The 10630-nt window shown below is 75.1% G+C and carries 6 protein-coding genes; 5 read left to right on the forward strand and 1 reads right to left on the reverse strand.

From position 1 onward, the window contains the following. Both ACJOT3_RS26830 and ACJOT3_RS26835 read left to right on the forward strand, forming a co-directional pair. The coding region (locus ACJOT3_RS26830; RefSeq protein WP_406975894.1) for an iron-siderophore ABC transporter substrate-binding protein at window positions 1-948 on the forward strand (948 nt) is incomplete at its 5' end. Window positions 949-1398: 450 nt separating this feature from the next. Beyond that, window positions 1399-3099, forward strand: a complete 1701-nt coding sequence (locus tag ACJOT3_RS26835) for a translation initiation factor IF-2 (RefSeq protein ID WP_406975895.1) — start codon at window positions 1399-1401, stop codon at window positions 3097-3099. A gap of 452 nt (window positions 3100-3551) precedes the next feature. On the opposite strand, the gene ACJOT3_RS26840 is transcribed toward ACJOT3_RS26835, so the two are convergent. Beyond that, window positions 3552-5669, reverse strand: coding sequence for an NB-ARC domain-containing protein (locus ACJOT3_RS26840; protein WP_406975896.1), 2118 nt, complete (start codon window positions 5667-5669; stop codon window positions 3552-3554). 310 nt (window positions 5670-5979) lie between these two features. On the opposite strand from ACJOT3_RS26840, the gene ACJOT3_RS26845 reads away from it, so the two are divergent. The 3 genes from ACJOT3_RS26845 (at window position 5980) to ACJOT3_RS26855 (ending at window position 10546) form a co-directional block, all read left to right on the forward strand. Beyond that, a complete protein-coding gene (locus ACJOT3_RS26845) occupies window positions 5980-7353 on the forward strand; it encodes an MFS transporter (RefSeq protein WP_406975897.1) in 1374 nt (457 codons plus the stop codon). A 96-nt stretch (window positions 7354-7449) separates the two neighbouring features. After that, on the forward strand, window positions 7450-8490 hold the full coding sequence (locus tag ACJOT3_RS26850) for a LacI family DNA-binding transcriptional regulator (RefSeq protein WP_406975898.1): 1041 nt from the start codon (window positions 7450-7452) through the stop codon (window positions 8488-8490). A 274-nt stretch (window positions 8491-8764) separates the two neighbouring features. Beyond that, window positions 8765-10546 carry a discoidin domain-containing protein gene (locus ACJOT3_RS26855; RefSeq protein WP_406975899.1) on the forward strand — a complete coding sequence of 594 codons (1782 nt, stop codon included), beginning with the start codon at window positions 8765-8767 and terminating at the stop codon, window positions 10544-10546. Window positions 10547-10630: the final 84 nt, after the last annotated feature.

Below are 10630 nucleotides of genomic sequence, written 5' to 3' on the forward strand. Positions count from 1 at the left end.
GGCGACCCCGCCGGCCCCGCCTCCGAAGGCGCCTCCGGCAACGGCGGCTCCGGCGGGGTCGCCGCCGAGGAGGGCGCCTTCCCGGTCACCATCGAGCACGAGTTCGGCGAGACCACCCTCACCGAGGCGCCCGAGCGGATCGTCACCCTGGGCGTCACCGACGCCGACGCCGTGCTGGCCCTGGGCGCGGTCCCCGTCGGCCACACCGGGTACCCGTTCTTCGAGAACGGGCTGGGCCCGTGGACCGGCGAACTGGTGGGAGACGCGGAGACGACCCTGCTGGAGTCCGAGGCCGAGCCCAACTTCGAGCAGATCGCCACCCTGGAGCCCGACCTCATCGTCGGCGTCTCCTCCGGGTTCGACGAGGCCGCCTACGAGAACCTGTCGCAGATCGCCCCCGTGCTCGCGCGCCCCGCCGGGACCGCGGCCTACGCCGTCCCGCGCGAGGACGCCACCGCCTCCATCGCCGCCGCGATGGGCGTCCCGGACAAGGGCGCGGAGCTCAACGCCGAGACCGACGCGCTGCTGGCGCGGGTCCGCGCCGACCACCCGGAGTTCTCGGACCTGGTCGGCGGGGTCGTGCTGCCCTACGACGGGAAGTTCGGCGCGTACCTGCCCGGGGACGCCCGCGGCCAGTTCCTGGTGTCGCTGGGCTTCGAGATCCCCGAGGAGATCACCCGGCGGGACACCGGAGAGAGCTTCTTCGTGGAGGTGCCGGCCGAGAACGTCGAATGGCTGGACGGCGACGTGCTGCTGGTCCTGAGCGACGACGAGGACTACGACGTGGTCGAGGCCGCGCCGGTCTTCGCCGACCTGGACGTGGTGCGCGAGGACGCGGTGGTCGTCGCCACCATCGACCAGCGCGGCGCCATCACCTACAACTCGGTGCTGTCCATCCCCTACGCGGTGGACACCCTGGTCCCGCGCCTGGCGGACGCCCTGGCCTGAGGCCGGGCCGCCGCCGGACGGCGCCCCGCCCCACGGCGCGGGGCGCCGTCGGCGTTCCCGGCCCCGGTGCCGGTGGGGCCGATGGACCTGACAGAGCCCGTTGGGGCCGGTGGGGCTGACAGGCCTGGCGGGCCCTTTCGGAGCGGTGGGTCCGGTGAGGTCCGCGAGCACGGCGGGCCCGGTGGGGCACGCGGGCACAGTGGGCGGCGGGCACGGTGGGCCTGGCGGAGCCTGGTGGGGGTGGTGGGGCTCGCAAGCACGGTAGGCCCGGCGGGACATACGAGCCCAGTGGGCCTGGCGGAGCCTGGTGGGGGCGGTGGGACCGCTGAGGTCCACAAGCACGGTGGGTGACGGCGAGCACGGTCTAAGCTGGGTCGGTCCCGGCCGCCCCGCCCCCTGCCCCCGCTTTCACCCCCGCCCCACCGAACGCCCCGGAGAACCGCACCGCCCGTGAGACCCCCGACCCGCACGTGGCAGACCTTCGCCCCCGACCGCGAGGTGCTGGCCGTCGCACGCAGCGTTCCTGCGGCCGGGCGCCTGCTCGACGTCTGCGGCCTGTTCGACGACCGGGTGGGCGTCGCCTTCACTGTGCCGCCGGGGTCGCGCTCGGAGCCGGGGCTGGAGGAGATGCTGCGCGGCGCCGGGTTCGATCCGCCGGTGCCGTGGGAGCAGTCGCTGCTGCGGCCGACCCGGTACCAGCTGGCGCTGGCCGCCAGCACCAAGGGCGGGCTGCACCGGCTGCCGATGCCGCTGTTGACGATGCCGCACGGCGCCGGGCACAACCGGCAGGTCGGCGAGCGGCCCGGGTCCCTGGAGCACGCCTCCGGGCTGGACGCGGACGAGCTGCTGCACGAGGGCCGGGTGGTCCCGACCCGGATGGCGTTCTCCCATCCCGAACAGGTCGAGCGGCTGGCGCGCACCTGTCCCCCGGCGGCCGGGCGCGGTGCGGTGGTGGGGGACCCCGCGTTCGACCGGATGCTCGCCGCGCTGGGGCGCCGGGACCGGTACCGGGAACTGCTGGGGGTGGGCGACCGGCGGCTGGTCGTGCTGTCCTCCACCTGGAACGCCGGATCCCTGCTGGGCGCGCAGCGCGAGACCGTGCGGGCGCTGCTGGCGGGGCTGCCGCACGACGAGTACCGGATGGCGCTGGTGGCCCACCCCAACGTGTGGTTCTCGCGCAGGCGCGGGGAGATCGAGCAGTGGTTCGCCGACGACGTCGAGGCGGGGCTGGTGCTGGTCCCGCCGTTCGAGGGCTGGCGGGCGGCGATGATCGCGGCCGACCTGGTGATCGGGGACGCCGGGTCCACCACCTACTACGCGGCGGCGATCGGGCGGCCGGTGCTGCTGGCGGCGTTCGACGGCGCCGACCTGGACCCGGCGTCGCCGCTGCCGGTGTTCGGCGCGGTGATGCCCCGCCTGGACACCGAATCCGGGGCGCCGCCGCTGGAGGAGCAGGTGGCCAAGGCGCTGCGGGCCGCCCCGATGGGGGTCGGCGACCTGCTGATCGCCCACCCCGGCGGATCGGCGGCGCGGCTGCGGTCGCTGGTGTACGGGCTGCTGGAGCTGCCCGAGCCCGCCGGACCCGCGCACTACCGGCCGCTGCCGGACCCGGACCGCCCGCCCCGGGCCGCCGGGGACGTGACGGCGTGGCGGGTGGCGGCCGAGCCCGTCGGCGGAGGGCTGCGGCTGCGCCGGTTCCCGGCGGGTGTGCGCGGTCCCGTCGGGCGGGCGCTGGTGGTGGACGCCGAGGACGCGGTCATGACCCGGTGGGAGTCGGCGGACGCCTGGTCGGCGCGCCGGTCCGCGGCGGAGGATCCGGCGCTGGAGTGGGCGCACGGGCGGTTGAAGCGGTACCCCAAGGCCGCCCTGGCCGCGGTGGCGGTCGGCGACGGCGCGCTGGTACTGCACCGGTCGGGCGCGGCCATGCGGGTGCGCGCCGCCGGGGGAGCGCCCGGCGCGCCTGCCGGTGAGGCGCCCGACGCGGCCGTGCTGGCCGCGGCCGCCGTCGCGTGGTCCCGCCAAGGCCGCCCCTGGCGGGAGTGGCACGAGGAGGTGCACGTGGAGGTGGGCGGGCGCACCCATCGCCTGAGGGGCACCCCCCCCCCGCGCAATTTTTGTTTTCTGGGGGCCGACACCCCGGAGCGGCCCTGAGCCCTGGCGCCCGTCGAGCACGCACCCGAGCCACTGGTCAAGTTTGATTAGGAGTAGTCAAAATTGATGAGCACTAGTCAAGCTTGTCTACCTGGAGATCAAGTTTGGCCACCGCCTCACATGAACCGGCGGGGCCCCGGCGCGACCCGCCGAAGCCGAGCACTCCCAATGCATGGTCGGCGCCGCCCGCCAAAGCCGCGGCTGGACACCCCGGCACTCCCCGAGCGGCGGTCAGCGTCACCCGAGGAAACTCGACGGCCCGAACGCTCCAGCGCACCGCAGGTGCACAAGCGGCGCCGCGCGCCGAAGCCGGGCGGCTCAGGCAGGTGCGCGAGCGGCGCCGCAGACCGCAACCGGGCGGCTCAGGCGCCTCGGCCCGGCGCAGCCCGTAAGGCGATCGGCGCCGCGCACCAAAGCCGGGCGGCTGGGCTCAGGGCCGGGACAGGGCCGGGTCAGGACCGGCCCTCGCCGCTTTCCGCTTCCAGGAACCAGCGGGCGCGGTGGGCCTCGTCCTCCAAGTGGTAGGCCTCCGCCACGGCGCGGATCTCCTCGGTGATCGTCCGGGCCTGCTCGGTGTCGCCCTGCCGCAGGGCCAGGTCCGCCAGGAAGCGCTGGGCGCCGATCAGGCGCACGGGTTCGGCGGCGTCGCCGAACCTCAGAGTCGCATCCCGGGCCCGGGTGCGGGCCTCGTCCTCCCGGCCGGTCTCCGCCAGAACCCGGGCCAGGGCCAGGTCGATGCGGGCCCGGATCAGCTTCCAGTCGTCCGCCGCCCACCGGTCCCCGCCAGGCGCCCCGACCTGGTCCAGGCGTCGGCGGGCGGTGCGGTCGGCGTCGCGCAGCTCGGCCTCGGCGCGTTCCAGGTCGCCGCGGCGGCGGGCCTGCTCGGCCAGCTGGTAGGTCTGCAGGGCGTCGCCGCGCGGACGGCCCAGGTCGCGGTGGATGTCCCGTGAGCGGGTCAGCAGCTCCACCGCGTCCTCGGGCTCGGCGTCGGGGAAGCGGCTCTTGAGCACGCCGCGCGCCTCCAGGACGACGGCCTCGTCCAGCCGGTCCCGCGCCGCCCGGCCCGCCTCCGCGATGAGGGCCGCGGCCTGTTCCGGCCGCCCGAGTTCGATCCGGATCCGGGCCAGGTAGACGGCGCAGCGCACCACGGCGGCGGGCTCGTCCAGCCCCCGGGCCAGTTCGAGGGCGGTCGCATAGACGACCTCGCCCAGGGCCAGCCGCCTGCGCCCGTGGCAGGTGGGCCAGGCCGCGTCGGCGAGCAGCAGCGCGTCCCGCTCGCGTCCGGCCTGGGCCGCGAGCTCCATCAGTACGGGGATGTCGCGCAGGTGGGCGTCCTGCCAGTCGGAGGCCTCGCGCTTGTCGGCGAAGGGCGCCACGTAGGCGGCCGGGGCGAGCCTGGCCACGGAGGACTCGATCCGGTCCGCGAGGCGGTACCGCTCCCCCAGCGCCGCGCGGTCGGCCCGGTGGTGCACCGCCGTGGAGAAGCGCAGGACCGTGTCGACCAGGTCGTGCCAGCGCCCGCTGCGGGGTTCGATCCCGGACCGGACCCGGGCCCCGACCGTCTCCACGACGCCGACCTCCGACACCCCCACCCGGTGGAGGATCCCGGCCGCGACGAGGGCGCGCTGGACCTCGGCGGACCGGTCGCCCAGGTCCGCCTCGCCCAGTCCGGGGGGAACGGCCCGGCCGCCGTGCAGGGAGAACAGGTCCAGCAGTGAGCGCTCCTGCGGGCTCAGCCGGTCCAGGACGATCTCGGTGACGGCGTCGAAGCCCGACAGGCGCGGGGAGCGCCTGCGGACCTCTTCGACCGCGGCGATGACCTGCCCCGGTGTGGCGTCGCGCTGGGTGTCCAGCAGTCCCGCGACCATGCGCAGCGCCGCGGGCAGGCCGCCGCACAGCTCCACCAGGCGCCGTGCCTCCTCGGCCCCGCCGCGCTCGCGCATGCGCGCCGCCACGGAGGGGAACTCCTCCAGCAGCCGCAGGCCGTCGGCGTCGGCGAGCCCGCCCAGGGCGATGACCTCGGCGTTGCGGGCGACCAGGTCGGCGGTCCCGTGGAATCCGGGGGCGCAGGCGGCGACGACGAGGTTGGGGCCGCCGCCCGGGGTGAAGAAGTCGAGTTCGCCCGCGTCGTGGGCGCCGTCGACGAGCAGCAGGACCCTGCGGTCGGCGGTGACCTCCCGCAGGCGATCGCGCAGGTCCGCGAGGGAGGCCTCGGTGTCGGCGTCGGCGACGTGGAAGGCGTGCAGCAGCGCGCGCAGGGCGGCCGACAGGTCGATGTCCCCCTTGTCGTCGCGCCAGGCCGCCAGGTCGAGGTGGAGCACCCCGTCGGGGAAGCGGTCGCCCACCAGGTGGCCCGCCTCGACGAGCAGGGCGCTCTTGCCGATGCCCGCCCGGCCCTCGACCAGGACGAGGCGGCCGCGCCCCCGGCGCACCACGTCGGCCGCGGCGGCCTGGATCGCGTGCAGCTCGGACTCGCGGTCGGTGTGCCGGATGTCGGCGGGCGGGAGCCGGCGGGGCGGCGGCGGGGGAGGGAGCGTCCCCACGGTCACGTTGCCGTATACGTCGCGCACTTGGACAACGGTGCCCGAGGTTTCCGATGCCTCGTTGCGGTGTGACTCCGACACGCGTGGGCCCCCTCGGGAACGTGTGCGCGGACGCACGGTGCGTCACGCGCCGCCCATCCTAGGGATCCGGGGGTGACCGAGGACACGGCGAAGGTCCCGATGTCCGCTTCCGGCCAGGGAACGACCACGGGTGCGGACCCCCGGCGCGACTTGACCTCGACCCGTGTTGAGGTTGTGGAATTCTCCCGGGCGCACCCGTGCCCGGCGAGGAGGAGAACGTGGAGACGACGAGCGCGGCGGACCGCGAGGCGGCACCGTGACCGCCGAGGCCGGGACGCCCGGGCGGGCGCGGCTGTGGGCGGCCCCCTACCGCCCCGTGGTGGCCGGGGTGTTCGGGCTGATGACCTTCATCGCCTTCGAGGCCTTCGCCATCACCACCGCGATGCCGGTCGTCGCCCGCAGCCTGGACGCGGAGCAGTGGTACTCGCTGGCGTTCGCCGCGACCGCCACCACCGGACTCATCGGGATGACCGTCGGCGGCCGCTGGGCCGACCTGCGCGGGGTGCGCCGCCCGCTGATCGCGGGCGCGGTGCTGTTCCTGATGGGCATCGCGCTGTGCGCGGTCGCCCCGGGCATGGCGGTCTTCATCCTGGGCCGCCTGTTGCAGGGGGTGGGCGGCGGCATCGACTCGGTCGTCCTGTACGTGATCATCGCCCGGTTCATCCCCGAGGACCTACGCCCGCGCATGTTCGGGCTGCTGACCGCGGCCTGGCTGCTGCCGTCGATCCTGGGCCCGCTGGTGACCGGTGCGCTGGTGGAGCTGATGCACTGGCGGCTGGTGTTCGCCCTGGTGCTGGCCGGGTCGGCGCTCTCCCTGGCGGTGCTGCTGAACGCGACCCGCTCGGCCCCGCGCCCGGACACGGCCGGCTCCCCGGTGGGCCGCCGGGGCCTGTGGGCGGTGGCGGCGGCCGTCGCGGTGCTGGGCCTGCACCTGGCCGGGCAGCAGCAGTCGCCCTGGCTCGTGGTGGGGACGGTGGTGGGAACGGCCGCCGCGGCGGTCACCGCCGCGCGGCTGCTGCCCGCCGGGACGCTGCGGGCGCGCGCGGGCATCCCCCGGCTGGTGGCCTTCCGTGGTGTGCTCGGGGCGGCCAACGCCGCCACCGACATCTACCTGCCGCTGTACCTCCAACACCGGCTGGACTTCAGCCCGGTGGCGTCGGGCGCGGTGGTGGCGATCGGGGCGTTCGGCTGGGCGCTGGGCGCCTGGGTCCAGGGGCGCCCGAACGTCCCCGCGGGTTCGCCCGCCTCGCTGCGCGCGGCCGCGCTGCTGACCCTGTGCGGGCCGGTGGCGGCGCTGGGCCTGGTGACCGGGGTGCTGCCGCTCTGGGTGACGGTGATCGGCTGTGTGCTGATGGGGACGGGCATGGGCCTGGCCTATCCGCAGGTGAGCGCGCTGGTGCTCAAGCTGTCCCCGGACCGGGAGCAGGGCGGCAACAGTTCGGCTCTCCAGGTGGCGGAGTCGCTGGGCGTCTCGCTGCTGATCGCGGTGACCGGTGCGGTGCTCACCGCGTCCGCCCTGACCGGGTACGGGTTCGTGTACGGGGTGGTCGCCGGGACCGCGCTGCTGGCCGTGGCACTGACCATGACGTTCACCCCGCCGGCCGCGGAAGGCCCCGGGCGGGGCCGGTGAGACGCCTCTCGGGGATCGTGGATCCCCCTGGTCACAGGGGTTCCAGGAGAAACCGGGACACGGTCTCCGAGAGCGCTCTCTGATATAACTGCGACCATGGTCGACCGAGCAACCACGGGCTCCCCCACACTTGAGGACGTCGCCCGGGCCGCCGGGGTGTCGCGCGCCACGGTGTCCCGCGTCATCAACGCGCACCGCAACGTGGACCCCGCCATCCAGGAGACGGTGCGCCGGGCCATCGCCGCCACCGGCTACGTCCCCAACCGGGCGGCCCGCTCCCTGGTCACCCGCCGGACCGACACGATCGCCCTGGTGGTCTCCGGTGCGGGCGAGGAGGACGACGACCCGGGCGGCCACCTGCTGGGCGACCCGTTCTTCGGCCGGGTGGCCGCGGGGGTCGTGGGGTTCCTGCGCCCCCGGTCGATGCACCCGATGCTGATGTTCGCCGACTCCGCCGCGGACCGGGAACAGGTGGTCGCCCAGCTGGGCCGGGGCCTGGCCGACGGCGCGGTGGTGGTGTCCACCCACGCCGGGGACCCGCTGCCGGAGCGGCTGGTGGAGTCCGGGGTGCCGACGGTGCTGTTCGCCCGCCCGGCCCGGCCGGTCCCGGTGAGCTACGTGGACCTGGCGCACCGGGACGGCGCCCGGCTGGCCGCCGACCACCTGGTGGAACGGGGGCGGCGGCGGGTCGCCACCATCACCGGTCCGCTGGACGTGCCCGCCGCCCGGGAGCGGCTGTCCGGGTTCACCGAGGCGATGGCCCGCCACGGGCACCCCTACGTGCCGTCCGCCGAGGGCAACTTCACCCAGGAGAGCGGGGAGAAGGCCATGGAGCTGCTGCTGGAGCGGGAGCCGGAGCTGGACGGGGTGTTCGCCGCCAACGACCTGATGGCGCAGGGTGCGCTGCACGTCCTGCGCGAACACGGGCGGCGGGTGCCCGAGGACGTGGCGGTGGTCGGGTTCGACGACTCCAGCGCGGCGCTGGCCAGCAGGCCCACCCTGACCACGGTGCGGCACCCGATCGAGGAGATGGCCGCGGAGATGACCCGGCTGCTGCTGGAGCGGGTCGCCGACCGGGGGCTGCGGCCGACCTCGGTGATCTTCGAACCGACCCTGGTGGTGCGCGACTCGGCCTGAGCGGGCGGCCGGGCCCCGCACCACGGCCGGGTCCCGCCGCGCGCTCGGCCTCCGCCGCACGGCCGGGCGCCGCCTCGGGTCCGGGAAATGCCGGCGGGGTGATCCCCCTGAAATCCGGCGTTCACCTCGGCTTTCACGGTTCCGGACGGGATCCGCGGGTGTTCCGGCCGGTTTGGGGGCGTTGACATGGGGCTACGGAGGCCCCCATTCTCGTGTGAGAGCGCTCTCCCAGGGCCCCTGTGCCCGCTCCCCCCGCTACCGAGGAGAAACACACGTGCCACCGACGACACGATCGACGCTGGCGGCCGCCGCCGGCCTCGCGATCGCCCTACCCCTGCTGACGACCACGGCGGCCCAGGCCGCACCCGACCTCCCCGGCGCCCCCGCCCCGAACGGGAACGCCCTGACCGCCGCCTCCGTCGTCGAGGTCACCGGCGACCACGGCGACTGGGAGCTGACCGTCGACGGCTCCCCCTACACCGTCCAGGGCCTGACCTGGGGCCCGGCCATGGACCGGGCCGCCGAGTACATGCCCGACCTGGCCTCCATGGGCGTCAACACCGTGCGCACCTGGGGCACCGACGCGAGCACCGCTCCCCTGCTGGACGCGGCCGCCGCCAACGGGATCCGCGTCATCATGGGCTTCTGGCTCCAGCCCGGCGGCGGACCGGGCAGCGGCGGGTGCGTCGACTACATCAACGACCACGACTACAAGGGCTACCAGCTCTACCTCATGAACGAGTGGGTGGCCGCCTACAAGGACCACCCCGGCGTGCTCATGTGGAACGTCGGCAACGAGTCCCTGCTCGGCATGGACAACTGCTTCGAGGGCGCGGAGCTGGAGGCCCAGCGGGCCGCCTACGCCGAGTTCGTCAACGACGCCGCCCTGGAGATCCGGGCGTTGGACCCCGACCACCCGGTGACCTCCACCGACGCCTGGACCGGGGCCTGGCCCTACTACCAGGAGCACTCCCCCGACCTGGACCTGCTCGCCGTCAACTCCTACGGGGCGGTCTGCGACATCCGGGAAACCTGGGAGAGCGAGGGCTACGACCGCCCGTACATCCTCACCGAGGGCGGACCGGCCGGCGAGTGGGAGGTCGACGACGACGTCAACGGCGTCCCCGACGAGCCCACCGACGTCGAGAAGCGCGACGGCTACCGCGACGCCTGGGACTGTTTGATGGCGCACGAGGGCGTCGCGCTGGGCGGCACGATGTTCCACTACGGCCTGGAGGACGACTTCGGGGGCGTGTGGTTCAACCTGCTGCCCGGCGGCGAGCGCCGCCTGTCCTACTACTCCGTCGCCGAGATGTTCGGCGGGCGGGCCCCGGCCAACACCCCGCCGGTCATCACGGATCTGACCGTCGCGGGCGACCGCACCGCGGTCCCCGCCGGGCGGGAGTTCACCCTGTCCGCGGACGTCGCCGACCCCGACGGCGACACCCTCACGCAGCAGGTGCGGTTCAGCGCCAACTACGTGGACGGGAACGGGTCGCTGGTGGACGCCGAGCACACCGACAACGGCGACGGCACCCACACCGTCACCGCCCCGGGCCGCCCCGGCGTGTGGAAGGTGTACCTGTACTCGCGCGACGGGCAGGGCAACGTCGGCATCGAGACCACCTCGATCCGGGTCGTGGCCCCGCGGGTGGACGGGACGAACCTGGCGCAGGGCGCGCCGACCACCGCCTCCTCCTTCCAGGAGGTGGGCGACGGGGCGCCGTTCCCACCGTCCAACGCCACCGACGGCGACCCCGGGACCCGCTGGGCCAGTGACTGGAGCGACCCCCAGTGGCTCCAGGTGGACCTGGGGTCGAGCCGGTCCTTCCACACCGTCCAGGTGTTCTGGGAGACCGCCTTCGCCCGCGCCTACGAGGTGCAGGTGTCCGAGGACGGCCAGAACTGGACGACGCTGCACGCGGTGACCGGCGGCACCGGCGCGGTCGACACCGCCGAGGTCGACGGCACCGGCCGCTACGTGCGGGTGCTGGGCACCGAGCGCGGCACGCCGTGGGGGTACTCGCTGCTGGAGTTCGGCGTCTACGCCGACTGACCTCCGCGGGAGCGCCCCCTCCTGAACCGTTCGGCCCCGGTCACCTCCAGGACCGGGGCCGAACGCATGCCCGGGGCACGGTGG

It is taken from the genome of Nocardiopsis protaetiae (genome assembly GCF_045446735.1).
GTDB classification, from domain to species: Bacteria; Actinomycetota; Actinomycetes; order Streptosporangiales; family Streptosporangiaceae; genus Nocardiopsis; species Nocardiopsis protaetiae.